The following is a 23,181-nucleotide window of genomic DNA, read 5'->3' as shown; positions in this document are numbered from 1 at the left end:
TTTCTTTAGAGTCTGATCCGAAATTAAGTTGAGTGTGACATGCTCCCCAAAGCTCTACCAGTCATAACTGGAGTCCGGGGTTGTTATGGTGCCCCTCGGGGCGGGGTTGCGCAACCCGCCTGGCAGCATCGGCGGGCGTCAGCCCGCCAACACCGCTATGCGGGCGCACATGGTTGTAGTCGTCTCGCCAGAGCCGCAGCACCGAGCGGGCGTGGCCGAGCGACACGAACAGCGTCTCGTTGAGGCATTCGTCGCGCAGACGACCGTTGAAGCTCTCGACGTAGCCGTTCTGCTGCGGCTTGCCCGGCGCGATGTAGTGCCACTCGACAGGTCGCTCCTGCGTCCATCTCAGGATCGCCAGGCTGGTCAGCTCGGTGCCGTTGTCGCTGACGATCATCAGCGGCGGCACACCGCGCACAGCGATGACGGCGTCGAGCTCGCGGGCGACCCGCGCACCTGACAGCGAGGTGTCGACCACCAGCGCCAGGCACTCGCGCGTGAAGTCGTCGACCACCGCCAGGATGCGGATGCGCCGGCCGCTGATCAGCGTGTCGCTGACGAAGTCGAGGCTCCACCGCTGGTTCGGTCCCTGGGGCAGCGTCATAGGCGCTCGGGTGCCCATCGCTCGCTTGCGGCCACGCCGGCGCCTGACCCGCAGGTTCTCCTCGCGGTACAGCCGCAGCAGCTTCTTGTGGTTCATGACCAGCCCCTCGCGGGCCAGCATGATCCCAAGCCGACGGTAGCCAAAGCGCCGACGCTCGGCCGCGATCTCCCGTAACCGCGACCGCAGGTCGCCATCATCACTACGCCGGGGCGCGTAGCGCACCGACGTCCTATCCACGCCAAAGATGGTACATGCCCGACGCTCGCTGATGCCGAACAGCTGCCGAGCATTCTCAACAGCCTTCCGCTGAGCGGCGGGCGTGCCGTGTCATCGAAGCGGATCGCAAGAGCGTTCACTACCAGTCCCGGCGACCGCCGGAGGTGGAGCTGCGCGCCCGCTTGCGCGAGCTTGCCAACGAGCGGCGCCGTTTCGGTTGTCGCCGGCTGCACATCCTGTTGCGGCGGGAGGGCGAGCCTTCGGGCATCAACCGCGTCTACCGTCTCTATCGGGAAGAGGGGCTCGGCGTGCGCAAGCGTCGGGCCCGGCGCCGGGCCGTTGGCACACGAGCACCGCTCCTCGTGGAGGCTCGGCCTAATGCCCGCTGGAGCCTGGACTTCATCCACGACCAGTTCGCCTGCGGCAGGCGGTTCCGGGTGCTCAACATCGTCGATGACGTGACCCGGGAGTGCCTTGCAGCGATCCCCGACACATCGATCTCGGGACGCCGCGTGGCGCGCGAGCTGACCGACATCATCGCCTGGCGCGGCAAGCCGGGGCTGATCGTCAGCGACAATGGGACCGAGTTCACCGCCAATGCGATCCTGACTTGGTGCAAGGATTACGGGATCGAGTGGCACTACATCGCTCCGGGAAAGCCGATGCAGAACGGCTACGTGGAATCCTTCAACGGGCGGATGCGCGACGAGCTGTTGAACGAGACGTTGTTCCATGGCCTCGACCACGCCCGCGCCGTGATCCGGGAGTGGGCAGAGGATTACAACACCTGCCGACCTCACTCCTCGATCGGATACCAGACCCCGGCCGGCTACGCCGAAACGATCTTTGCAATGGGGTCAGGCATGCCTGACCCCATTGCAAACAAGCCACCGAAAGGCATAACCACTATCGCCGAGGCTCTAATCAGAGCTGGATGAAAGTCCCGTGGCAGGTCATCCATCATCAAGCTCCGGCGTCCGGCCGGCCGGTCTTCACAGGTCGAGCCCCAGGCTCCGTTCCGGCAGCGGCGGCAGAGCGTCGCCACGGTCCGGCTTGAGGTCGGGCGGTGACTTGGAAGCGCCGGCAGCGGCGGCGGCGCCTTGCGTGTGGGCCGGGGACGGCAGCTCACCCGGCAACGGCGGCAGGTCCGCCAGGTCGACCGGACCGACATGAAGCTTCTCGCGGGGTCCGCTGCTCTTGCCGCGTGTGCGTTCGTGATCAACGTCGAGGCGACCGACGGTTTCGAGTGCCGACGACTTGTTGCCCGGATTGTTGTCGAGCTGGCGCTCGAGCTTCTCCTTGTCGTCGACCACCATCGTGAGCTCATCGCGCACGCGCGTGACTCCGACATTGAACAGGCGCTGGTTGGAGAGATTGCGCTCCTGGCTCGACATGACGGTGATCGCCTTGTCGGTCGTGATGCCCTGCGCCATGTGCATGTTGAGCGAGTAGGCAAGGTCGAGCCGCGACAGCATCGGGTCGCCGAGATCGAGCGTCAGCCGCTCCTTGCCGGCGGTCTCGACGGTCACGCCCTCGGCGTCGACCGCGAGCACCCGCGCCAGCGCCGAGTTGTGGAGCCCGCGTTCCTTGTCGTTGGCGGTCCAGCGGATGCGGTCGCCCTCACGCAGGTGGAGATCCTTTTTCTCGCTGAGCTGCAGCCGGTCGCGCTTTTCGGTCGGCGACAGCTTCTGCGGATCAAAGCGTATGGACCGGTTGCCGAGCTTCAGGTCGACCTTGCCGTTCGGGTGGACCCTGGCGACGTCATAGCGGCCAGCGGCCAGGCCGACGTCCTGGCCGCCGCCGCGGCCGACCTCGAGCGTCTGCCCGGCCTGATAGGTGGCCACATAGCGCAGCTCCTCGCGCGTGGTGTTGACGCGCTCGTACACCGTGAGGTGGATGCCCTCCCCTCGCACGCTGCCTTCGGTGGCGAGGCCGTCCTGGATCCGCTGGTTGATGACCGCTCGCGCCGCGCGCCCCGACGCGAACACGGCCGTCGCCTCGCGATCGGCGGCGGAAAGGCCGAGCCACATCTCGGCCGCATGGAGCGCCGGACTCTGATGCTCGACGACGCTTTCGCCCAGCACCTTCATCGCTTTGGACGCTTCGCCGAGGTTGGCAAGCGCCGCGACGGTGCGGAGCTGATCCGTGCGCTGCCGGATATTCTCGTCCATTCGCGCCATCGTGCCTCCACCCGCCTGGATGAGCGCGAACGACTTGCCGGCGTCGATTGAAGAGAGCTGCTGGCGGTCGCCCACGAAGACGAGCTTGTCGACGCCGAGCGCGGCGGCGATCTGGTGGAGCGTGAGCATGTCGTCGGACGAGACCATCGAGGTCTCATCGACGATGAGCATCGAGCCGGCGAGCGCGGCGCGGGCTTCGTCGTATGCGGGGCCCCCGGCCTGAACGTGGCGCTCGTTGGCGAGGATGAACGAGGCGATCGTCTGGGACTTGATGCCCGCCCCTTCCGCGAGATCGGCGACCATCTTGTTCTGGAAGGCAAGGCCCGTGACAGCGCGGCCCTCGGCTTGCGCGACGCGCGCGACCGCCTGCAGCATGGTCGACTTACCGGCCCCGGCGATGCCCTGGATCACGACAGTCCTGTCGTTGGAGGACAGGATCAGCGCCGCCGCGCCGAGCTGGCCGGCGTTGAGCTCCCTGTCAGCCGCCGCCTGGAGCCGGTGTGGCGCGTCCTGCGGGGCGAGGACGGGCGAGGCGCGCCCCCTGCCTTCCTGAACCGCGTCCAGGATCCGCTCCTCGGTGCGAAGCGCTTCCTGGGTGGTGACCAGCCGGGGCCGCGTGTCGCCGATCCGCGCCTCGCCCGCGATCAGCTGCCCCCGCCCGACGAGTTGCTCGATCCGCCGCTCGACATGATCCACGGTCACGCCCTTGAGGCCGAGATCGAGCGCGGTCTTGCCGAGCTGGTGGACGCTGAAGGCAGCCTCGCGCTCGGAGAGCATCCGGACGGCAGAGGCGACAGCCAGTTGCGCGCGCGCTTCGGCCGGCAAGGCCGTCACCCGCCCCAGCCCGCGGTCGACGAGAGGATCATGCGGGCGCAGGACAGATCCCAGCTTGTCCCATGCCGCTGAAACTGCATCCGAGACCGCGCGGTAGCCGCGCTCGAGCGCGCTGCCTGGGTCGCGTTGCGCCGATCGCGCCAGAGCTGCGTCCAGGAGCGATTTGCCGTCGAACCCGAGTGCCGCCGCCTTGTCGATCCAATCCTGCCGCAGCGCCTCCCGGTCCTCGACGTTGAGCTTGGGATCGCGCGTGTTGGTGGTGACGCCGTCCCGCCCCTTGGCCGATACAATGCCGAGCTCGGCCGCCTTTTCGAGTATCGCCTCGCGGCGCTGGCTGAACGCGTCGAGCACCGGCTTGGGCACGCCGGCGATCTCGAACGTGCCGTGCTTGCCCTTGAGCTCCACCTGGTAGCCGAGCTTCTCGAGCTCCTCGCGCAGGAAGGCATGGTAGATCGAGCCGATCACGGAGTTGTTCGACCAGATCTTGTCTGCGTGGAGCGCCTGCCACTTGCCGTCGGGCATTTTGGTCAGGTTGGCGATGACGGCGTGGACATGGGCCTGCGGGTCGAGGGCGCGGCTCGTGTCGTGTTGGAAGAGCGCGTAGACGAGGTTCCCGCTCCGCATCGGAACCTTGCGGCCTTCGATGTCCTTGCGCCCCTCGGCGAGGTTGCTCTCTACCCAGGCCATTGCGCGGGTCACGGCTTTCATGTTGGCGCCGTCGGGACCGAGGATGCGCTTGTCGCCGGCGACATAGGCGAGCACCGAAACGGATTTCGGGGCCGAAAAGGTGAGATCGACTCCGGCCCGCCGGTTCTCGACCTGGGCGACGGCCTCGCCGCCCGGCAAGATGCCGTTGAGAACGCCCTCGAATGCCTCCTTCGACACCTCGCCCGAAAGGCCGAGCGCGGCGGAACCTTCCCCGCCCCAGGCGATGATCTCCGACGAGCCTTCGACCGTGTAATAGTCGTCCTTCGCGAAATAGCCGGCGGCGCCGGACGCGGAACGGACCGATGCGACCGAGAGCATGGGTCAGATTCCCATGTCTGCGCCGTCATGATCGCGGCTCGCGGAGAAGTCCTGCCGCAATTCGGCGAGCGTCTGATCCTCGGGCGTGGGCGCCGTTCGGCCAGCGCGACTCTCGCGGCGATCGTCACGGCCTTCCGTTGGCGCCTGCGCCTGATCGGGCGCATTGCGGACCGCCTGCGCCCGATCGGCGGCGTGCGCGCGCGGAGCTTGCTCCTCGCCGCGATTCTCGGTGCGCTCGGCTGGCGGGCGGCTTGCTTGGTTGTGCTCCTCCGTGGCCTCCGCGGAAAGGATCCGCGCGGCCAAATCCTTGGCGATGTTGACCGGCTCGACGGCCCCTTCCACGACCTGGCCGGCGCCATCCCGCCCGCCCGCGTCGCCCTCCCCGCCATCGTCGAACACCTCCTCTCCGCGCCTTGACCGGACCGGCTGAAGGTCGGGTCGCGGCAGGAAGCCCTCGGCGACCTGGGGATAGTCCTTCCAGAGGAGTTGGATGCGCGCGGCGGGGAAGCCGTCGGGGAACTTCACGAAGCCGTGCATCGACGGCAGGTTCGTGATGTCATCCGCGATCACGAGCGGCTCGACCTGCTTCCTGGGAGTCAGTGTCGAGGCGTCGCGGGTGTTGTTGTAGCCATAGCTATAGGCTTCATCCATCTGCCGCACTTCGCGATTGCCGATGTAGCGCGCGCACTGCTCGGCGGTGTCGAGATCGGCCGTCGCAAGGATCAGCTTGGAACGTGCCAGCGAGGCGAGGTTGCGGGCGCCTTGCTCGCCATAAACCTCAATCAGTTTCTCGAAGCTGTGAATGCCGAGGATCATGGCGCCGCCGAACGCGCGCGCGGTCTGAAGGCCGTTCTCGATTGCCGGCAGCTTGTGCAGCGCGCCGAGCTCGTCGAACATGAACCAGGTCCGCAACTCGCGCGTGCGCGGCATTGTCATGAGGCGGTTGATCGCGAGGTCCATCCAAAGCGTCAGCAGCGCCCGGTTCATGGGCAGATCGACGTAGTTGGAGGTGATGAAGAGGATCGACCCGGGCTGCTTCTCGCCGGTGATCCAGTCCCGGATCGAGAACGGCTCGCCCGTGTCGGGAAGGAAGCGCAGGACCTGCGCATTGGTGTTGAAGACGGCGCGGATCGACTCCGCCATGCGCGCCGCTTCGGGCGCGGTCAGCGGGTCGGCGATCGTGTTCTGGAGGAAGCGATGGACCCGCTTCAGATCGGCGGTCATCAGGTTCTCGGAGAGCGCCAGGTTGGTCGTCTGGCCCCGCTCGACCAAGCGGATGCACATCTCGATGAACAGGGTCCGCGCTGCGAGCGCCCAGAAAGGCTCGGACGAGCCGCCATCGGCGGGGATGAGAGCGGCGGCGGCGGCGGTGAACTCGCTGTGCGTGCGGCAGTCCGAGAAGATCGACCATGCAGGGCAGCGACGGTCCATCGGATTGAGGATCGTGTCACGTGCCGGGTCGTAGAAGGCCTCCACATAGGCACCGGTCAGGTCGAAGATCACGGCGCTGTCCTGACGCTCGCGCATCTGCCGGACGAGGCTCCGGAGCTCGGTGGTCTTGCCCGAGCCGGTCGTACCGATCAGCATGGTGTGCGACTGCTCCATCCGGTGCGGAAAGGGGATGCCGGCGAGCGTGTAGGGATGGTGGATTCCGGCGCGCTTGCGCGCCGTGAAGGGAAGCGCGAGCACCCGCTTGGGCGACTGGCCCGGGACGCATTTGCGCACGTCCATCTCGAAGGCGGCCGCGTTATGCTGCGAGACCTCGGCAACGAGGACCTCGCGATCGACCAGCATAGCGCCGCGCTCGTGCCGCTCCTGCAGGATCGTCTTGCCACGGCGACGCGAGAGATCGACGAACCAGATCGACAGGGGAATGGTGAGGAACACCGAGAAAAGCAGTGCGCCGAGAAGGCCGCGCATGGCGATGCTCCAGGCCCGCTGGACCTCGGGCATCAACGGGACCACGGCCATGATCGTGCGGTGGAGTTCGCCGCTCGGAAGCCTGACGTTGACGCGCTTCGTCGGGTCGAAGCCGACCCAGTCCCAGAGCATGGCGTAGATCTTCATGCAGACGAGTTGGAAGCCGTGCTCGTCCAGTTTGAGCGACATGATCACGAACCAGGCCGCGAGGAACACGAAGAACCAGACGACGAAGGGAAGTTTTGCGCCGGCGAACCACATCAGCAGCTCGTGGGTCAGGAGCTGGCTGCCGCGGGTGAAATTGCCCGAGTTGCGTTGGACTTTTCCGCGTGCGGAATGGTGGGTCAGCGGGATCGGCCGGCCGTCGGTGCGGATGTCGTTACGCGCCATGGTATTGCTCCAGGCGCTTGTCGGCGTTGGCGATGATCCGGTCGCGGAACTCGGGATATTGCTCGCTGATGATGACGTCGAGCGCAAGCTGCATGAACTCGCTGATGCGCGCGAGCCGGCGATGGCTTGACGTGAGGAGCGTGGCGGTGCCGAGATAGGCATCAACGGCCGCCCGGATCACCTCCGACGGATTGCAATTCTGCTCGGTAGCGAGCGCGAGGATGCGATCGTGCTGCTGGCGGTTCAGCCGAACCGTGCAATGCCTGGTAGTGGACAAACCAGCCTCCTAGCAGAGAGGCTGGTGGGGATTGAAAGAGGCGACGAGCCTTATAGTCGATCGCCGCACTCAGCGCAAAGGGTATTGCCGTCGCACGGACTGCGTGTGACCGCGTGGGACGCCTAAGCCATTGGAATAGCTGGGATCGGACCTGAGCGCCGAACTGTCCCACGGCGTGGCACTCACCAGATTGCTCGTAAGCCATTGACATACCCCGGAAACTTGCACCGCTAGGTGCGTAGGGTGTGCTAGAATCTATCAGGATTGCTCCAGGTCCCCGGGCGGTCCTGGTGATCGTCGTTCAGGGGTGGGTCCCGGCTCCGGCCGGGAATGGAGCCGCGCGTCGCGCGGAACCGGCGCCGCCGCGAACGGCTGGCGCGAAAGTGGGAAGCTGCGGCCTGCGTCGCCAGCTGTCCGGAACGTCCGCGGCTCGGATATGAAGGCCGAACCCGATCGGCAAGGATCGTCACCCGAATGGGCGAAGACGGCGCGCGCGGGCTTCGTGAGCGTGTCTTCGACACGCGAGTAGAGCCCGTGCGGCGGCGCCGGAAGGTGCCGCCGAGCCGCCCGAAACATGCCAAGCCCCTTGAATGCGTGATCAAGGCGCTTCAACAATAGGCCGCGTTCACGGCCCGATCAGCTTTGAACAGCGAGGCCCTTATGGCACGGACTTTGGAACAGGAACGACAGGCGCTCGAGGAAGAGGAGCGCCGGTTGGCGGAGCGCCGCGAGCAGCTCGCGAAACGCGAACGCGAGGAGGCGATCAGGACTATCGAGAAGGCAGGGTTGCTCAGGCTCCCCGCCTCTCGCCTGGAAGCGCTGACCAAACGTATCAAGGCGCTCGGAATCGAGGAAGTGGAGCGGCGGCTCGCGGCCTGAGCCGGACCCGCCGCGACGCAGTCGCGGCACGGGCATGGGGGGCTCGATGCCCCTCATGCCCGTATGCCCCGGCAGCAAAAAAAGGGAGAGGCGTTTCCGCCCCTCCCTGTCGTTTCAGAACTCGTCGGACATGCCGCCCGGGACCGTGTGCACCACTCGGTCGATGAGCGCCATCGGCAGCGCGCCATAGTCGCCCTCATCGATGGCGATGTAGACCCGCGTATCGTCCTCGATGACGTGCTGGTCGAAGAAGCTGTGGAGTGCGCGGCGCTCGGCGTATGCGAGGGCGGCGAGGTAGGCGGCGGTATCGTTGTGGGCGCTGGTCGGGTTGATCTGCATTGGAGCCTCCTGTCGTCTTGAATGACAGGGGAATGGCCGTCGTTGAGGGAGACGCCGGGTCAGGAACGGAGGCGAAGCCGGAGCCGCGAAGCGGGGAGCGGGGGTGCCGATTTTGTCGTGGTCGGAGTGGAGCGAAGCGGAGCGCAGGCCGCGGCAAAATTGGGGGCACCGCTCATTCTTGACGCGGCGTCTCCCTCAACGACACACTGGGAAGTCTGTGAGAGATTTCATCCTCTGATCCGGGCGCGACGGCCGGCGTGAGCACCCTCGACCGCGGCGGTCGATTTGACACGCGGGAATGGTCCGGCCACGTGCGGCGGGACCGCGAGATCTGATCGATCTTGGGGCCGCCGCGCGGGCGCGCCCAACCATCATTGACCGGGGGGCGCAAACAGCCGGCGAGCAGTCGCGGGTTGGTTCGCCGATATGCCTATGTTAGTCCGCAGGGGCGCTGCAGAGCGGCAGCGCCGGGACTGGTAATCCCGTCGAGAACGGCAACTCGGTGTGGTCTCACGCCGGGGTGCCTGCGCATATGTCCAGGTGCCCCGGCACTAAAAGCGTAGGCGCATGTCTCGACGTGTTACCAGCCCCGGCTCCCGCGCCCAGCGCGCGGGAGTTCGTTGGACGGGGCGCTCCGACGCGACCGCTGGGATCAGGTGCGCCCGGGCAATCGAAATGGACGATCTCGACACGGACCCGACGCTCCAGAAAGCGATGGCGCTCGCGCTGATGCGGCAGGCGCTGGAGTGGCTGGAAGCGGCGGACGAGGACAAGGCTGCCGCGCACCTCCGCGACGCCGTGGATGCAGTGCTGAAGCGGGCTCCGCAGATGGATCATGCGGCCGCATCCTGACGCGGGTGAGAGGCCTGGCTTTCGGAGGCGGTGAGGGCGCGCCAGCGAGCTGGCGCGCCCCGCCTGGCGACCGGTTCTGGGTGGAGGCTAGGCCCATTCCAGCCGGCAGGATTCGTCGGGAGCCGCCGCCGCGACAAGGCGCTCGAGCCGTTCGATATGGTGGGCTACGCCCTGCTCGGCCGCGTGCCGCCGGACGGCCGGGCTGGCGAGGCGTTCCCGGATGGTCTCGATCGCGGTCTCGCCCACGCTTTCTGCGCCGAGGCCGAGGCTCTCGAGCAGCGCGAACGCGTTGTTCGAGGCGAGGTCGAGTTCAAGCGCCATGTCGGTGGTGAGCGCCACGGTCAGGTTGATCGTGCCAGCCGCCTCGTCGCGAAAGACGCTGACGCGCCGCCCGCGGAACTGTGCTTCCTCGACCACGGTAATGACGTCCGCGGCATAGTCGAAGAGGCGGGCGATTGACGCCAGTGCGAGCGGGCAGACGCGAGCCTCGAAGCGGTAGGAGAGGAACGCGTCCTCGGGAGCATCCGGGTCGAGCAGCACGGCGCCGATACGCTCGCCCTCGCCGCGCAGGAAGGTGCGAAAGGCGGCGAGCTGGCGCGCGGCAATGACCGCCATCGGGCGGGCCTCGTCGTCAGCGGCGGTGGCGATGCGAAACGTGATGGACATCTCGTCCTCCCCTGTTGAACGCTCCCACTCAATCCCTCTCCCCTTGGCCGCCTCGCGGGTCTGCAGGTCGGCTGCGCGTCGGCGCCGGCTCCTCGCGGCGCGAGGGGGCTCGATGCCCCCGAGCGCCGCCCTTGACGCAGCAAAAGGAGGAGAGGCCCCGGCCGTGGCCGGAGCCTCTCCGCGAGGGCTTCACGCCCGCCGTGCGGTGCGCTGGTGGGCGAGCCGGACGATGTGCAGCGGCACGCCTGCCTGGCGCAGCTTCTGGGCGAGGTTCTGCTGGATGCCCGAGCCCTCGCAGATGACCGCCTCGACCGGCTTCAGGCCGAGGATGCGGTCGTTCCGGACGAAGGCCGCGCGGTTGCCCTGGCTGCGGTCGAGACGGAACTGGATGACCTTGACGCCGCGCGATGCCGCCCAGGCGTGTGCCACCGCATCGCAGCCCTTGGCCTGCGCGGTTGTCGCGAGGATCATCTCGGGGATGCGGGCCTTGATGCTGTCGAGGCCGTTCCACAGGAGGTCGGCATCCTCCCAGACCTGCCCGCCGGAGAAGGCCACTACGGGACCCTCGGGTGCGAACTGCTCACGGCGTTCCCGCGCGCGCGACGCGAGATAGTCACGGGCGTCGATCATCGAGGCGTTGAGGGCGCTGGAGACCCTGCTGCCGCGGACCGGCGAGAAGGGCTTGCCGGTCTCGACGCGGTACACCTCGGCGGCGTGATCGCGCATGCATTCCATTGCCTCGCGGCACCCCTGGAGGGTCTGGCAGAGCAGCTGCGTGTCCTCCAGTTCGGTCGCGTAGATCTCGGACGGATCGTAGTTGCGGGCGAGTTCGCCGAGCTTCTTGGCGGCATCGTCCTCGCGCCCTTCGATCCGCTTGGCGACGACATGGAAGCTGTTGGCGAACCCCCAGGCGAGATCGTTCGCGAAGGGCTCCATGCGCGTGTCGCGAAGGACATCGAACATCGTCTGCATCATCATGTCGACGGCGGCCCGGACCTGCTCGGGATCGGGCATGTCGAGTGCCTCCGGCGCGTCGACGATGCTGAGCTTCGCCATCTCGTTCGGCTCGATGAACGCGCCGTCGTAGGTCTGCGTCAGCTCCTCGTTCTCTCGGCTTGCCGCGATGTGGCTGGCGAGGTCGGCGAAGTTGGTGAAAGTGGTCTGCATGATAGCCTCCGTTGGATCTCATCCACTCGATGAGGCTTCCCCTTCGACGTGCGGCGGTCGGGGCAGTCAGGGACGTTAACCGGGAAGCCGGCGCAGCCGGACCCCGGTTAACGCCGCGCCAGCGGGGAGCGGGGGAGCCGATTTTCTCGGGCGCGGAGCGGACGCGTAGCGGGCGTTGCGGGCTCGTGAAAATTGGGGGAACCGCTCATCCTTGACGGGCTCGAATCCCCGCACGTCATATCTAGGAAGTCAGAGAGAGAGATTTTTGGTCACCACGGTGCAGCCAGGCCCCCCGCAAGGTGATCGTCACCCGAAGGGCGGAGACCCGCGCATCGCGGGGCTCCGGGAGCCGGAGGCGAGTAGAGCGCCGGTCCCGGCCTGAGCAGCGCGAAGGGCCGGGATGCGCCGCCCTCCAGCGGATGCTCTGGTGCGGCGATTGCCGGTCGCGCGGATGGGGATGATCTGACAGGATCGCGCGCATGAAGGATCCGTTTTGGCTTTCCCGAGAGCAGCGTCGAGCGCCTCCTGCGCGAGGAGCGCGAGCGCGCCCGGCGCCATCGCGAGTTGCTCGGCGCCGGCACCGCCGGCCAGGCTATCCGGGAGGCGGCCGACGTTCGAAGCGGCTGGCTCGGGACTTCGGCGCTCCCTATCGCGGCGTCCTCGATGTGCTGGAGCGGGATCGTCGGCACCAGCGCGATTTCCGGCAGCTCACCAGCAGTGCCTGGGCGCTGTCGATCTCTGAAGCCGCGCGCAGCATCGTCGACCGGAGCGCAGGGTTGCTCGACGACCAGCGTCGCCTCTCGAGCGGCCTGCAATCCTCGGCCTGTTGCTGGCGACCGCCGCCCTCCATCCTGATCAGTCGCCCGAGGAGAAAGCGGCGTTCGCCGCGTTGAACCAGAAGGCGGAGGCGCTTCAACAAGAGACACGTCGCTATCACGAGGCCGAGGCGCGCGCGGACGAAGCCTATGTCGCGGACCTTCCAAGGGCCGAGCTGAGCCGGGATGCGACGTTTCGGCGCGAACCGCGGCGCGCGGGCGCCGTGGTGCTGAAGGCGCCCGACGGAATGGTGCTGGCGATCGAGAGGCGGCAGGGGCGCTGGCGCCTGGTGATGTATCGCGATCCGCTCACCGGCCAGCTTGCCCGAGCGTGGGTCTATGCGAACGCGGTGTCGCCGCTCGCGCCGCCCGTTGACGCTGACGCGCGGTAGCGGGGCTCGACCGATCCGGACGGCGCCGGAGCGCCGTCCGGCATGCGCTCAGAAGAAGTCGAGCTTGTCCGCGATGATCTCGCAACCGTAGCGAGTGATACCGTCGCGGTCTTCCCAGCTCGAATAATGCAGCCGGCCGGTCACTGCGACGACATTGCCCTTCTCGCGCGACGCCGCCGCCTTGCCGAGGCCGTTGAAGCAGGTGACCTTGTGGAACTCGGTTTCCTTGGCGGTATAGCCGGTCGCCTCGTCGACATAGGTCTTCCCGTCCCTGAGCTTCACGCGATCGGTCGCGACGATGAGGGTCGTGACGCTGCCGCGGGCGTCGGGATCCTTGGCGACCCGGCCGGCGATGTTGACGTTGTTCATGGCGATGCTCCTTGTTGGGTCCAGCGGCCTTTCCGCCGGTGCCACCGGGGAGCGGCGTGCAGGCCCGCTCCGCACCGGAGCGCGAGCGGAGGGGAACTCCTGAAGGGAGCTGGCGCGGGCAGCCGCGATAGCGGCAACACGGGCGACCGGCAGGGGTTGCGGGGCGGGCCTGTCTCGCCGCAGGTGGCAGGAACAGGCGGAGGAAGGCCGCGGCGCCCTGGGGACGCGGCGCCCCTGCGACGACTGACCGCCGGCCGGCGGCTCAGACCGAGGTCGGCAGGCTTCCGCCCCGGTCGATGACGCGGAGGCGCAGATGGGGGACTGGCTGGCGCAGTCCGAGCGAGACGGCCGCCGAACGCGGACCGTGGGTCTCGACCGAATGGCGGACGAGACGGCGGCGATCGACGCTGGTCAGTGCGTCCCACCAGGCCGGGCTCAGATAGCTGTTTTCGAGATATTCGAGACCAAGGCGGACCGCGGCGGCGGCGCGGTCATCGTCCCCGAGGTTCTGGTAGGACCGCACGAAGCGCTCCGCCGGGCCCTCGGGCCCGCCGGTCCACCCGAAGACGATGACCGACTGGCCGCCATAGGATGTGATGTTGAGCGTGACCTGCTCGAACGGACCCGTGCCATGGGCAAGTCGTTGGAGCGGGCGGCCGGTCAGATCATTGTCGGGTAGGAACGCGCCGCAGCAGACCAGTGGCAGGAGCCCGTCGAAGCGTGTCCAGGCATAGGAGAAGCCGTTCACGTCCCGGGCTCGGACCCGCGCGTCATAGGCTGCCTTCCGGGCGCGCGTGCCGGCCTCGCCCGCGAGAGCGCCGTGATGGAAATGGCGCGCCATGTTCTGGGCGAGTTCCTGGTCCTCGACGGGCAGGCCCTCGTCCAACCGTGCGAAGAGCGGCGCCACCGCAAGCATGGCGCGCTTGAAGAAGGCTTCGAACGACACCGCGCGATAGGCGAAAAGCAGCGCCTCCCAGGCGCCGATCGCGCAGTCCTTGTCCTCGATCGGCTTGAAGAGATCGTTGTCATGGGTCGAGCAGAAGCCCGGGAAGACCGAAGCGTCGCCGATGCCCACCAGCCGCGGGTCGAGGCGGCCACCATTCTTCTCGAGCCCGCCCATCGTCGCGATAAGGGAATAGACCTTCCCAGCGCGCGAGATCGCGCGCAGCCCGCCTTCCTTCTGAACGGTGTGGGCGCCGATGATTTCGGCGCCACATGGCTCGCCGGCCTCGCCGGCATAGGAGCAGTAGCGTCGGCGCAGCTCCTTGCGGAACGCCTCGGCAACATGGTGGTGGTTGAATTGCGGCAGCCGCTCACGCCCGTCGTGACACGCTTTGAACTTCCTGCCCGATCCGCACCAGCACGGGTCGTTGCGGCCGATCTTCGGCAGGCGGTGTACGCGGGGCGGCCGGTTCAGGGGCATGAACAGCGAGGGGTGCGGAGCGGGAGGCGGTTGGATCGGCATGTCTTGGAGGTTGAGCGGAACAGGGTTGGACGGCGTGCCGGGCAGACGGCGAGGACCGGCGACTTTGGGGAGCTATCGTCACTCGGTGCGAACGCCTCAATGGACGTCGCTCAGCCAATTCTCCACCTTGAGGGCCCGGACGCGGGAGAACTCGCCGATGTTGGCGGTCACCAATGTGGCGCCGAGCGCATAGGCATGAGCCGCGATGAAGAGGTCGTTGGGCCCGATGGGTTTGCCCGCGCTCTCCAGCTCGGCTCGGATACCGCCATATTCAGTGTCCGCCGGGACATCGAGCGCAAGCACGGACACGCTGCCGAGGATCGCCTCCATTTGGGCCAGGAGCCTGGGGGACCCCTTCTTCGCGCAGCCGTAGCGCAGCTCGGCCGCGGTGATGATGCTGACGCAAATCGAATCGGCACCGACTTGCGCGATCCGGGTGGCTACGGCGCCGTGCGGGTTTCGCGCGAGTTCCGACACGATGTTGGTATCGAGCATGTAGAGCTGGGTCACAATTCGATGGCCTTGGCCGGAAGCAAGGTGCTGTCGATGTCCGGGAATTCATCCTCGGGGCCAAGGGGTTCGAGGCTCGCAAGGACCTCGACGATGTTTCGGCGGCGGATCGGCTCGATGACCAGTCGATCTCCCTCCCGGTGGATCATGACCCGGTCCCCAGGCAGCTCGAAATCGGCCGGGATGCGCACTGCCTGGCTCTTGTTGTTGCGGAACAGCTTCGCTTCTCTGGTGACCGTTGCTTCATGATCGGGTGTCACGGCAGACTCCTTGCATATACATTGGCATATACATCACCGGACGGATTTGTTCAATGATGTGTTGCCGAGGGGCAGAGAACGTCCTCGCACGCTGGCAAAAAAAGGGCCGGCTTCGCGGTGAGGCGAAGCAGGCCCTGTCGTGGCGCCGGCGCGCAGAGCAGCTGCGCGCCAATCGGTTGGCGGCAATCAGTCCGCCATCTCGGGCGTGCGGCGCCGGCGGCCGCCCGGCGCGGGCTCGCTGCCGCCGAACGCGCCTTCGGCGGAGGACTCACCCAGACCGTCGGTTCCCACGGGCGCGGCCGGCTGCTCGGTCCCCGGCAGCGGCGGCAGGCCGTCGTCGGTCGCGACCGTGTCGGTGGGCGCCTCGCGGCGGCGGGTGGGACGCGACCAGACGATGTTGTAGGAGCCATCCTCCTGGCGGAACGCCGAGATGTAGAGCGGCTTGTCGAGGCTCGGATCCTCGATCTTGCCGTTGAGGAAGGTCTCGCCGGTCGAGTTGGAGGCGAACTCGAAAAGCGCGCCGACCTGCACCCACTGGCGGGCGGCCGACAGTGCGAGGATTTCGAACTTGGGCGCGCGCGGGTTGGTCGACTGGACCGTCCGAAGCGCGATCACGATCGCGACGGTGAGCGTCGAGATCTTGCCGGTGTAGGTGCCGCTGGCGTTCTGGGTGATGGTGCCGATGTTCATGGGAAGTCTCCTGAGATTGAGCGCTCGAACCCCTTGTCCGAACACTCTCTCTCACCCACTCAGCTCCTCGGCCGTTCGGCCGAGTAAGGCGCGTCAGCGCCGCTCCGACGAGCGCCTCTTCGGCGCCGTCGGGATCGTACCGTCGTCGCAGGTGCCTCGGCCCGAACCCTCAGGCCTCGACTGCGCCAGCGTCTGCGGGTTCCCGCTTGCGCCGCCGCGGTGTCTTGGCGCCGGCCTGGGCGGGGGACGGGTCCTCGGCCTTGGCGCGGCGGGCGCGGGGCTTCGGTTGCGGAGCGGGCGCGGCGTCACCTGATGGCGGTGGTGCCTCGGCGGGCGCTATGGGCTCCTGCCGCTTGCGACCCAGGCCGAGACGCTTGGCTACCTCGCGCCGCTGCGCCGAGTAACCGGGCGCCACCATCGGATAGTCGGATTTGAGGCCATAGCGGGCGCGGTATTCGGCAGGGGTCAGGCCGTGGCCGCTGAGATGTCGCTTCAGCGACTTGTAGGGCTTGCCGTCGATCATCGAGAGAATGTGATCAGGCGAGGCGAGGCTCTTGCGCACGGAGACGGCCGGCGTGAACTCGGACTGGGCTGCCGGTGTCTCTTCGGCGGGTGTTTCGGGTTCCTTGGCGATGCCGGCGATCGCAGCGTGGGTCTTGGCGATGAAGTCCGGCACGTCTTCGGGTCGGATATTATTGTGCGCCACGTAGCTTGCGACGACTTCGATCGTCATCGCGACAAGGTTGTTCTCTTCCGGCAACCGCACCTCCCACGAAAGGATACGCCTGGCGATCTTCGCCCGACGACGTCCGTTATGGCGCGCGATGAATGCCGCGCAAGGTTTGGCGCCCCTGGGGTGTCTGTGGCGGCCTCGGTCCGAAAAATTCGGGTGCTGGCGCCCGGTCAGGTCGCCGAAGTCGAGACCGGCTTGCCCCAGAGCGCGATGATATCCTGCATCTCCTCGGCGAAACCGAGGGCGTCGATGTAGATGGCGCCGGGGCGTTGTCCGAGATAGCCGACGATGGTCGCAATGTCGTTGGCGACAGCGACATCCAGCCCGAACAGGTCGGCGATCTCGAAATGGCCGAGTTCCGGCCCGTTCCACCACGCCATCAGGAAGTTCGCGACCCGGCGCGACTGGCCAGTATCGCTCATCGCGATCGGTATCAGCCGGGTCAGCGCCGCCAGCATCGCGTCGTGATCGGTGGGTATCGAAGTCATCGGCATCTCCGGCGGCGATGCTATACGTCTGTGTCGATCGCGCAATCGCGACGTTCGGATCAGAGGCGCAGGGGCTCCGGCATCGCCAGCCATTCGGGCTGGTCGTGCGCGAGCGGCACGTCATGGTTCGCGGCCTCGGCTTCGCTGAAGACCCGCGCGCGCGACAATCGGTCAAAGCCGGTATCGTCGTTCCAGAAGCTGAGCCCGTGCTGCGGATCGCGGATCGCGAGGACGAATCCATCGACGCCTTCGTCGCGCGCGCGGGCAATTGCGCGATCGAGAAGTTGGGTCGTGTGGCCATAGCTGATGCGGTGTTCAGTAATGACGACATAGCCGCCGCCGAACTCCCCGACCCGCAGCCTGTCGCAATCCGACGCCCATTCGAACCCGAAGGGCAGCGCCGAGCGCGCGCAACGTTGGATCAGCCTGGCCGCGACATCGATTCCGAACTGCTCGCCGGAGAAGGTCACGAGCACCTGGCCGAGCTGGTCGGCCTCGTTAAACGCGACATGGAAATCGACATAGGGATATTGCGGATCCTCAAAGAGGTCGAGCAATCCCCCAAACGGGTCCTCGTCGCCGCGCGGGAATAGGTGGGCGAAGTCCTTGCCAAGGCTGGCATAATGCGCGTCGCGAACGTCGCTCCCGGCCTCGGTGCCGTCGATCAGATCCACCGCGGCGATGACCCGGCGTAGCATGTCGGCCTCGGCGACGGTGACGGTCAGGTCGAACGCCGCCTTGGTGTAGCTATTGGACATGGTGCGCTCCCGCAGTCGGGGGGAGCGCGGGAGCGGCATCCGCAACGACGAGCGCCGGCACTACGAATTCCGCTGCATCGAAATGAGCGAAGATCGCATCGAGCGAGCCAAGCGCCGCGATGGTGCTGCGGCTGATAACAACCTCGTCGTCCTCGGTGACAGCATAGGACACCGCCTTGCCGTCGCCGATGGCGACGACGCGCTCGGGTCCCCACTGCCCGGAATAGCCCCCGCACCAGCGTACGAAGGGGACGCGATGCATCACGCACCAGTCCTCGATCTCCTCGAAGCGACCGCCTGCGACTTCGTGCGCAAACAGGCGAAGCGGCTCGCCGTCGACGCGATGTTCCGGCTCGAACGGATCGCCGTCCCACTCGACGGCAAGGCGCTCGGCGGCGATGAGCTCGGCAAGTTCTGCGAAGGCGGGAGCGTCAAGCGCGCCGCCGATGACGATGGAGGCGGATACCCGGTCGGCCATGATGGTCTCCTCTGGTTGGGCGCGGCGCAGCGCGCACGTTCGGCCACCGCGCGGTGATCGCGGGACCGGTGATGATCGAGCCTTGGAAAGGATCGTGGCGGCAGCGGCTCGGCCGCGCCGGCACCTGTCTGATTGCAGCTTCAGTGAGTCGAGCCGAACAGGTAGCGCTTGGCGGCGACTTGCTGGCTGCCATCCTCGACGCCGATGGACGACTGCATATCGGCAGTGAGCTGCCGGTGGAGATCGGGAGGAATGATGGCATGAGGCGCGACAACGGCGATCGCGGCCTCGGCGGAGAGGAGTTCGCCCGGCTCCGTGCCGATCCAGACGAGGGGCTCGCCTTCTGCGGGCTCGTCTTCGGTGCGAAAGAAGACTTGCGCGAAGAAGGTCTGAAGCGGCCGGTCCCATCCGACCGTCGCGCGGACGACGTCTGGGCGGTCCGGCTTGGGCTGAAGGTCGTGACGGCTCATTCCATCGTCCTCCGGATGCGATGCTGGACATGGCGCGCCGCGCCTTCGGCGCTGCTGATCGCCTTGCCGGCGGCCGACGCAGCCTGACGCGCTCCGGCCTGGCGAAGCAAGGTACGTGCTTCGCGCAGCCGCTCAACGGCTATCGCAATGGCGTGCCCGTCAGCGGGCGTGGCGGAGGCGATCCGGCGCATGGGCTTCTCCCTTGGATGGACGATGGATGCGGAAAGGCGCGTCTGCAGCGGGCGCGGGGCGTTTGCAGGGTAGAGTCCGACTTGCATTTACGCGCCTACTGCCCCGACCCGCTCCCCCCTTCCCTTTCCCCAGGTTCAGTCGTCCTCGGGCAGCATGATCGTCATGACTCGCGTGGTGACGTGCGGATCGCCAGGGTCTTCCGATCCCCATTCCAGCGCGCGGTCGTAATAGTCGATCGCGAAATGGACGGCCTGGCCACGGACGGTGAACTCCCCGCGAGAGCGTTCCGGGCCATCGTCGCGCGTGAATGCGTAACCTCGGATCGCCGAGAGCAGCTCGGCCTGGGCGGAGAGCTCGCCGGCGAATGCGGCGAGGCAAGCCGCAGTGATGACGACGCGGGCAGTCGGATCGAGGCCGTGCCGGCAGCGGTCGTTGAGTTCGGCGATGCGGGATAGCTGGTCGGTCATGCAGCCTCCATCAGGCCAGCGTTGAAGGTCTCGATCCAGGCTTCCATCGTCGGCTGCTCGGAAAGCGGCACGATGCTCGCTGCATCCTGGAACCGGATGAGATCGGTGGGCGCATCGCGGCGAATGGCTTGGATCTCGGCGGCCGGGAGCAGCCGCTCGCCGCGGATGAAGTCGGTGATCCTGCCGGGCTTTGTCCTGGTTGAACGCCGCCAGAGCCCCTCGACGGTGCGCAGCCGAGGCTCCGCGCGCGCCTCGATGAGCACGATCAGCCTGAGGCACCAGGTTGGCAGCGCCCGTACTTCGTCCGGCTGGATGGCCCCGCAGAAGAAGCAGCTCGATTTCGGAGGGATCGGAAGTCCGGCCTGCTCGATACGCGCGGCGCACCGGTCGCGGTTCCAGTTCCACTCGCGCAGCGGATAGCGGCACTCAAACAGCGGATCGTTCAGCGCGGACACATGCGCGTAGCGACGCGTGTCGGCAGGCGAGGCATCGTAGCCGATCAGCCGAACGACCTTCTGGCCTCGCTGCCACGCGGTCTGGGCCGGCGCCCATTGCTTGAGGTAGGCGTCCTGCGGCGCGACCTTCCACTTGAGAGAACAGCTATGCCGGCCGAGGCTGATGCTGGGGAGCGTCGCATTGGTGAGCACGTTGGCCAGGATCGAGTAATAGGGTGGCCAGTGCTTGAAGCGCTGCGGCACGTAGCGGACCACCTCATAAGGGATGCGCCGCGCGGCCATCCACGCCGCGATCAACTTCTGGTATTCGTAGGTATCAGGCTTCTCGGCGCCGGGATCGGCGGTGAGAACCAGGTCCGGCCGCTCTCCCCGCGATTCGAGTTCGACGAGCAGGGCCGTGGAGTCGACGCCGATGCCATAGGCGAGGACGACCGGCGGCGGCGCGCACACCATGATGGTGTCGACCGGCCTCAGCGTGGCAGAGGTGATCATAGGGGCCTCGGGCTTGAACGCGGCTGAATGCCGCCAAACTCAAGGCCCCCCTCCCCTCGCTTGTCCGATGCGGCTGCGCCGGAGGCGGGTGTCTTCGGGCCGCCTCTCGAAAGCCGGGCCTCGTCAGTTATCCGGCGGCCGTGTCGTGGCGGGGTGCCGGGACGTCGGTTCGCCCATCAGGATCACGGCGATCGAGGGCTTGTCGTCGGGTCCGAGCTTGCGGCTGTCGAAGAGGTTCCGGCCGCCCAGGCCGATCGTCAGCATGTCGAAGGTCGGTGACGTACCGCCGTTCGCGTTGGCGATGCGTGTCCCTTTGTCGTGATATTGGATGTCGACGAAGCTTGGCGGGCAGCCGCGCTTGTATTCGCCGAAGAGAACGTGATCCGACGACCGTCGGTGGTCTTGGCGCTGATCGTGAAGTTGCCGTCGGGGATGTCGATCGGGAGCGTCGGCACGTCGTTGAAGCGGGCGAAGCCGATGCTTTCGGCATCGGCCGCGGTCATGACGGGCAGCTGCGTGATGTCAGCCATGGAGGGTCTCCTGATCAGGCCAAATGAGCGGAAGCAGCGCGTTGCGCGGCGGAAGGGCCTTGGGATACGGCAGGCGCGGAAGGGTGGGGCCGCGGCGGCGGGCCTCGCGCGTCAGCTCAAAGCAATAGGCGAACAGCCCAGCCTGCTGATGCGTGACGAGATGGCGCTCGCGCTGGAGCCGCCACAGCCAGCTTCGCGGTTCCTCGCCGATGCGCGGCCTCGGGACCCCCAGCGAGACGAGCTGATCGATTGCGCCGGCATGGCCCTGCTCGCCCAGGCGTATCTTGGACAGCGTGCGCCCCGAGATCGTGATGTTGCCGACCCGAAGGACCGATCGCGGCTTCGTGACCGCGCGGTGCGCGGCTGAGAGCGCGCAATAGACGCGGCCGATATGGCCCGCCCCTGGATCGCTGTAGGTTACCACCGCCTCGATCCCAGGCCGTTCCCGGCGCAGGTGGCGAAAGGCCCGCGCGACAAAGAAGCTCTCGCCGTTCTGGGGCACGGCGTCGGTCAGAATGAGGCGCGCGAGGACGCAGCCGCGGCGAGGATCGTCAAACCCGGTGTGGCGCGAGATGACGGCGCCGGTGGTCGGAACAGCGAAAACGGCGACGCCTTCGAGCGCGCCCTTGCGCGCGAACAGCCCCACCGCAAGCTGCGCGGCCGGATAGCGAGGCAGATAATGGTGCTGCGCGATGAAGGCGCGCGCGTCCGCGTGATCGATGACATCGACGCTGTAGGCGCCGGGATCGATCAGAGTGAGATCGCGCGCCCACAGAGCGCGCCGTTCGCGCCAGCGCTGGCTGCGGTCGGTCTGCATGGGTCAGAATCCGTCGGTCAGAGGAGCGCGCGCTGGCGGGCGTGGCGGGCGATGATCGCGTTGGCGAAGGCGCCCGCGCCCGCCTGGCTCGGGCAGGGGAAGAGATCGTGAGCACACAGCAGGCGGAAGCTGTGGTCGAGCTCCATCGCACAGAGCCAGCGGTCGCTGCCGTCGATGTCGACGACGGTGAGCGCGAGGCAGCGCGAGCCGCCATAGGGGCTCGGATCCAGTGGATCGCCCGAAAAGCCGGCAAGCGTCCAGAAGCGCCAGCCGAGGGGCGGCGGGTCCTCGATGCGGGCGATGATCCGGAAGGAGCCGACGGCGGCATCGATCGTCCTCACGACGACATCTGCCGCCCGGCCGCGACCCTCAGCTCTGCAAAGCGCGCTTGGACGGCTGATCCGGTCGGATAGCGGTTCTCGAGCCTGTGGCGCGCAAGGATGGGCCGCCGTGCCGCGGCGATGTCATCGGCCTCGGCGAGGGTGGGCATCCGCGGAGGCCAGCCTTTGACGTATCTGAGGCCTGCCGGCATCGAGGCCTCGAGATGCCGGCGCTCGAGCTGGTCGGCCTTGGCGCGTTCGACGTCCGCGCGGAGCCCGCCGCTCAACAAATGCGGTGCGATGTCGGCGAGCCAGCGTGTCGGCTGGAATGGAAAGGTCGATCGCGCCTCGATGCCGACGAGCTCGCGATAAACCTCGGTGTTCGCCGGGGCTGCGGCAGAAGCCGACAGGTCGTGAAGCGAGGCGAAGATGCAGTAGCGGCACGAGAGGCGCGTTGCGCCCCATATCGAATAGGCCTCGTGCAGGGTGATGCCGAGCGCGCCGTGAGCACGAAATACTTCTTCGCTGTTCCAATGCGCGATCGGGTGCCAGAGGGTGATCGCGGTGCCGTGCCGGTTCCCGGCCTTGGCATAGTGAAGATCGGCCTTGGCGATCGGGGTGGCGGCGCGGTTGTGGCTTTCGTCGCGGCGCAGGCCCAGAACGGAGATGATCTGCTGGCCTCGCAGCATTCTGGCGATCGCCGGACCGATTACGGCCGCCTTCATCTCGGATTGGCAGAAGCGGAGCGACGCCGACGACCAGGGACCAATCAGGTTGTAGATCTCGAGCGCCTCGTAGCGGCGCTTGCCGCTTCCGAACCGCTGGATCCAGCGGTCGACCAAGTCGCCGGCCGCCCGGTGCACGACCGTCAGCGGCACGCCGGCGCTGGCGGCTATGCGCGCGACGGTATCGGGGGTCGAATCCCATTCGGCGCGGCCAAGATCGGCATGGATCGCCATCCGCCGCGCCCGCGGATGGCCGAGTGAATCGAGTTGAAGGTTGACCGCGAACAGGGCCGCGCTCGAGTCCTTGCCGCCTGAGAGGTTGAAGACGATCCAGGCGCCGGCGCGGATCGCGGCGACGATCTCGGAAGTGATGGCGATGTCCGGCAGGCCGGGGACGGCCGGATA

27 protein-coding genes and 2 pseudogenes are annotated in these 23,181 nt (G+C 67.2%); 4 read left to right on the top strand and 25 right to left on the bottom strand.

Going from position 1 to position 23,181, the window contains the following annotated elements; translation table 11 throughout:
- Positions 1-61: 61 nt before the first annotated feature.
- Positions 62-925: pseudogene (locus NX02_RS28790) on the bottom strand (IS3 family transposase); the annotation flags it as partial.
- Here NX02_RS28790 and NX02_RS28785 point away from each other — a divergent pair.
- Positions 910-1,758, top strand: a pseudogene (locus tag NX02_RS28785) (IS3 family transposase); the annotation flags it as partial. The pseudogenes NX02_RS28790 and NX02_RS28785 sit on opposite strands and share 16 nt — an antisense overlap.
- Positions 1,759-1,812: 54 nt before the next feature.
- On the opposite strand, the gene mobF reads toward NX02_RS28785, so the two are convergent.
- Genes mobF through NX02_RS28770 form a run of 3 tightly spaced genes read right to left on the bottom strand, consistent with a single transcriptional unit; the run spans position 1,813 to position 7,447 of the window.
- The gene (mobF, locus tag NX02_RS28780; protein WP_047100250.1) at positions 1,813-4,860 is read right to left on the bottom strand and encodes a MobF family relaxase; all 3,048 of its coding nucleotides are present in this window, start codon (positions 4,858-4,860) and stop codon (positions 1,813-1,815) included.
- Positions 4,861-4,863: 3 nt separating this feature from the next.
- Complete coding sequence (locus tag NX02_RS28775; protein WP_047100249.1) at positions 4,864-7,170, bottom strand: type IV secretion system DNA-binding domain-containing protein; 2,307 nt, start codon at positions 7,168-7,170, stop codon at positions 4,864-4,866.
- Positions 7,160-7,447: a hypothetical protein gene (locus tag NX02_RS28770; protein ID WP_030541282.1), complete on the bottom strand. Its 288-nt coding sequence runs from the start codon at positions 7,445-7,447 to the stop codon at positions 7,160-7,162. Before NX02_RS28770 ends, NX02_RS28775 begins: the two co-directional genes overlap by 11 nt.
- Before the next feature lie 672 nt (positions 7,448-8,119).
- Between NX02_RS28770 and NX02_RS28765 the strand changes: the two genes are divergently transcribed.
- A complete protein-coding gene (locus NX02_RS28765) occupies positions 8,120-8,326 on the top strand; it encodes a hypothetical protein (protein WP_425424059.1) in 207 nt (68 codons plus the stop codon).
- Positions 8,327-8,440: 114 nt separating this feature from the next.
- Here NX02_RS28765 and NX02_RS28760 read toward each other — a convergent pair whose 3' ends face one another.
- Positions 8,441-8,665, bottom strand: a complete 225-nt coding sequence (locus tag NX02_RS28760) for a hypothetical protein (protein WP_047100248.1) — start codon at positions 8,663-8,665, stop codon at positions 8,441-8,443.
- A 675-nt stretch (positions 8,666-9,340) separates the two neighbouring features.
- Between NX02_RS28760 and NX02_RS32900 the strand changes: the two genes are divergently transcribed.
- Complete coding sequence (locus NX02_RS32900; RefSeq protein WP_158014290.1) at positions 9,341-9,517, top strand: hypothetical protein; 177 nt, start codon at positions 9,341-9,343, stop codon at positions 9,515-9,517.
- Between the two features lie 87 nt (positions 9,518-9,604).
- On the opposite strand, the gene NX02_RS28755 is transcribed toward NX02_RS32900, so the two are convergent.
- Positions 9,605-10,183, bottom strand: a complete 579-nt coding sequence (locus NX02_RS28755; protein WP_042469249.1) for a hypothetical protein — start codon at positions 10,181-10,183, stop codon at positions 9,605-9,607.
- A gap of 189 nt (positions 10,184-10,372) precedes the next feature.
- Positions 10,373-11,350: a DUF2493 domain-containing protein gene (locus NX02_RS28750; protein ID WP_030541261.1), complete on the bottom strand. Its 978-nt coding sequence runs from the start codon at positions 11,348-11,350 to the stop codon at positions 10,373-10,375.
- 826 nt (positions 11,351-12,176) lie between these two features.
- On the opposite strand from NX02_RS28750, the gene NX02_RS28745 reads away from it, so the two are divergent.
- Positions 12,177-12,557, top strand: coding sequence for a hypothetical protein (locus NX02_RS28745; RefSeq protein WP_047100247.1), 381 nt, complete (start codon positions 12,177-12,179; stop codon positions 12,555-12,557).
- 48 nt (positions 12,558-12,605) lie between these two features.
- Here NX02_RS28745 and NX02_RS28740 read toward each other — a convergent pair whose 3' ends face one another.
- From NX02_RS28740 to NX02_RS28660, 18 genes are all read right to left on the bottom strand, one after another.
- On the bottom strand, positions 12,606-12,926 hold the full coding sequence (locus NX02_RS28740; protein WP_047100246.1) for a single-stranded DNA-binding protein: 321 nt from the start codon (positions 12,924-12,926) through the stop codon (positions 12,606-12,608).
- 262 nt (positions 12,927-13,188) lie between these two features.
- Positions 13,189-14,391 (bottom strand): YecA family protein, encoded by a 1,203-nt coding sequence (locus NX02_RS31100; protein WP_084718393.1) that lies wholly within the window; start codon positions 14,389-14,391, stop codon positions 13,189-13,191.
- 96 nt (positions 14,392-14,487) lie between these two features.
- A complete protein-coding gene (locus tag NX02_RS28730; RefSeq protein WP_047100245.1) occupies positions 14,488-14,901 on the bottom strand; it encodes a type II toxin-antitoxin system VapC family toxin in 414 nt (137 codons plus the stop codon).
- Complete coding sequence (locus tag NX02_RS28725; protein WP_047100244.1) at positions 14,898-15,161, bottom strand: antitoxin; 264 nt, start codon at positions 15,159-15,161, stop codon at positions 14,898-14,900. Before NX02_RS28725 ends, NX02_RS28730 begins: the two co-directional genes overlap by 4 nt.
- 186 nt (positions 15,162-15,347) lie before the next feature.
- A complete protein-coding gene (locus NX02_RS28720; protein ID WP_047100243.1) occupies positions 15,348-15,851 on the bottom strand; it encodes a DUF736 domain-containing protein in 504 nt (167 codons plus the stop codon).
- Between the two features lie 169 nt (positions 15,852-16,020).
- Positions 16,021-16,617: a Ros/MucR family transcriptional regulator gene (locus NX02_RS28715; protein ID WP_425424058.1), complete on the bottom strand. Its 597-nt coding sequence runs from the start codon at positions 16,615-16,617 to the stop codon at positions 16,021-16,023.
- Between the two features lie 137 nt (positions 16,618-16,754).
- Entirely contained in the window at positions 16,755-17,072 is a 318-nt protein-coding gene (locus NX02_RS28710) for a DUF7673 family protein (protein WP_047100439.1), read from the bottom strand.
- A 59-nt stretch (positions 17,073-17,131) separates the two neighbouring features.
- Complete coding sequence (locus NX02_RS28705) at positions 17,132-17,830, bottom strand: hypothetical protein (protein WP_047100242.1); 699 nt, start codon at positions 17,828-17,830, stop codon at positions 17,132-17,134.
- Positions 17,820-18,308 carry a hypothetical protein gene (locus NX02_RS28700; RefSeq protein WP_047100241.1) on the bottom strand — a complete coding sequence of 163 codons (489 nt, stop codon included), beginning with the start codon at positions 18,306-18,308 and terminating at the stop codon, positions 17,820-17,822. Before NX02_RS28700 ends, NX02_RS28705 begins: the two co-directional genes overlap by 11 nt.
- 140 nt (positions 18,309-18,448) lie before the next feature.
- The gene (locus NX02_RS28695) at positions 18,449-18,778 is read right to left on the bottom strand and encodes a hypothetical protein (RefSeq protein ID WP_047100240.1); all 330 of its coding nucleotides are present in this window, start codon (positions 18,776-18,778) and stop codon (positions 18,449-18,451) included.
- Positions 18,775-18,969, bottom strand: a complete 195-nt coding sequence (locus NX02_RS28690; protein ID WP_037486138.1) for a hypothetical protein — start codon at positions 18,967-18,969, stop codon at positions 18,775-18,777. The genes NX02_RS28695 and NX02_RS28690 overlap by 4 nt, the downstream gene beginning before the upstream one ends.
- A gap of 135 nt (positions 18,970-19,104) precedes the next feature.
- Entirely contained in the window at positions 19,105-19,437 is a 333-nt protein-coding gene (locus NX02_RS28685) for a DUF3768 domain-containing protein (RefSeq protein ID WP_047100239.1), read from the bottom strand.
- On the bottom strand, positions 19,434-20,384 hold the full coding sequence (locus tag NX02_RS28680) for a hypothetical protein (RefSeq protein WP_047100238.1): 951 nt from the start codon (positions 20,382-20,384) through the stop codon (positions 19,434-19,436). Before NX02_RS28680 ends, NX02_RS28685 begins: the two co-directional genes overlap by 4 nt.
- Positions 20,385-20,507: 123 nt before the next feature.
- Positions 20,508-20,648: a hypothetical protein gene (locus NX02_RS33785; protein WP_245648927.1), complete on the bottom strand. Its 141-nt coding sequence runs from the start codon at positions 20,646-20,648 to the stop codon at positions 20,508-20,510.
- Positions 20,642-20,914, bottom strand: a complete 273-nt coding sequence (locus NX02_RS28675; RefSeq protein WP_245648926.1) for a hypothetical protein — start codon at positions 20,912-20,914, stop codon at positions 20,642-20,644. The genes NX02_RS33785 and NX02_RS28675 overlap by 7 nt, the downstream gene beginning before the upstream one ends.
- Positions 20,907-21,731, bottom strand: a complete 825-nt coding sequence (locus tag NX02_RS28670; protein ID WP_047100237.1) for a Mom family adenine methylcarbamoylation protein — start codon at positions 21,729-21,731, stop codon at positions 20,907-20,909. Before NX02_RS28670 ends, NX02_RS28675 begins: the two co-directional genes overlap by 8 nt.
- 17 nt (positions 21,732-21,748) lie before the next feature.
- A complete protein-coding gene (locus tag NX02_RS28665) occupies positions 21,749-22,072 on the bottom strand; it encodes a hypothetical protein (protein ID WP_047100236.1) in 324 nt (107 codons plus the stop codon).
- Positions 22,069-23,010: a phosphoadenosine phosphosulfate reductase domain-containing protein gene (locus NX02_RS28660; RefSeq protein WP_245648925.1), complete on the bottom strand. Its 942-nt coding sequence runs from the start codon at positions 23,008-23,010 to the stop codon at positions 22,069-22,071. The genes NX02_RS28665 and NX02_RS28660 overlap by 4 nt, the downstream gene beginning before the upstream one ends.
- Positions 23,011-23,181: the final 171 nt, after the last annotated feature.

Origin of the sequence: Sphingomonas sanxanigenens DSM 19645 = NX02, from assembly GCF_000512205.2 — a bacterium.
In the GTDB taxonomy this organism is placed as follows: Bacteria; Pseudomonadota; Alphaproteobacteria; order Sphingomonadales; family Sphingomonadaceae; genus Sphingomonas_D; species Sphingomonas_D sanxanigenens.
The sequence above is the reverse complement of the archived record's forward strand: the minus strand, read 5'-3'. Positions and strand labels throughout refer to the sequence as shown.

Coding starts and splice junctions, on each gene's coding strand:
- mobF (WP_047100250.1), bottom strand. CDS start 4,860: ATGCTCTCGGTCGCATCGGTCCGTTCCGCGTCCGGCGCCGCCGGCTAT.
- NX02_RS28775 (WP_047100249.1), bottom strand. CDS start 7,170: ATGGCGCGTAACGACATCCGCACCGACGGCCGGCCGATCCCGCTGACC.
- NX02_RS28760 (WP_047100248.1), bottom strand. CDS start 8,665: ATGCAGATCAACCCGACCAGCGCCCACAACGATACCGCCGCCTACCTC.
- NX02_RS32900 (WP_158014290.1), top strand. CDS start 9,341: ATGGACGATCTCGACACGGACCCGACGCTCCAGAAAGCGATGGCGCTC.
- NX02_RS28755 (WP_042469249.1), bottom strand. CDS start 10,183: ATGTCCATCACGTTTCGCATCGCCACCGCCGCTGACGACGAGGCCCGC.
- NX02_RS28750 (WP_030541261.1), bottom strand. CDS start 11,350: ATGCAGACCACTTTCACCAACTTCGCCGACCTCGCCAGCCACATCGCG.
- NX02_RS28740 (WP_047100246.1), bottom strand. CDS start 12,926: ATGAACAACGTCAACATCGCCGGCCGGGTCGCCAAGGATCCCGACGCC.
- NX02_RS31100 (WP_084718393.1), bottom strand. CDS start 14,391: ATGCCGATCCAACCGCCTCCCGCTCCGCACCCCTCGCTGTTCATGCCC.
- NX02_RS28720 (WP_047100243.1), bottom strand. CDS start 15,851: ATGAACATCGGCACCATCACCCAGAACGCCAGCGGCACCTACACCGGC.
- NX02_RS28710 (WP_047100439.1), bottom strand. CDS start 17,072: ATGACTTCGATACCCACCGATCACGACGCGATGCTGGCGGCGCTGACC.
- NX02_RS28705 (WP_047100242.1), bottom strand. CDS start 17,830: ATGTCCAATAGCTACACCAAGGCGGCGTTCGACCTGACCGTCACCGTC.
- NX02_RS28700 (WP_047100241.1), bottom strand. CDS start 18,308: ATGGCCGACCGGGTATCCGCCTCCATCGTCATCGGCGGCGCGCTTGAC.
- NX02_RS28695 (WP_047100240.1), bottom strand. CDS start 18,778: ATGAGCCGTCACGACCTTCAGCCCAAGCCGGACCGCCCAGACGTCGTC.
- NX02_RS28690 (WP_037486138.1), bottom strand. CDS start 18,969: ATGCGCCGGATCGCCTCCGCCACGCCCGCTGACGGGCACGCCATTGCG.
- NX02_RS28685 (WP_047100239.1), bottom strand. CDS start 19,437: ATGACCGACCAGCTATCCCGCATCGCCGAACTCAACGACCGCTGCCGG.
- NX02_RS28680 (WP_047100238.1), bottom strand. CDS start 20,384: ATGATCACCTCTGCCACGCTGAGGCCGGTCGACACCATCATGGTGTGC.
- NX02_RS33785 (WP_245648927.1), bottom strand. CDS start 20,648: ATGCTGACGATCGGCCTGGGCGGCCGGAACCTCTTCGACAGCCGCAAG.
- NX02_RS28675 (WP_245648926.1), bottom strand. CDS start 20,914: ATGGCTGACATCACGCAGCTGCCCGTCATGACCGCGGCCGATGCCGAA.
- NX02_RS28670 (WP_047100237.1), bottom strand. CDS start 21,731: ATGCAGACCGACCGCAGCCAGCGCTGGCGCGAACGGCGCGCTCTGTGG.
- NX02_RS28660 (WP_245648925.1), bottom strand. CDS start 23,010: ATGGCGATCCATGCCGATCTTGGCCGCGCCGAATGGGATTCGACCCCC.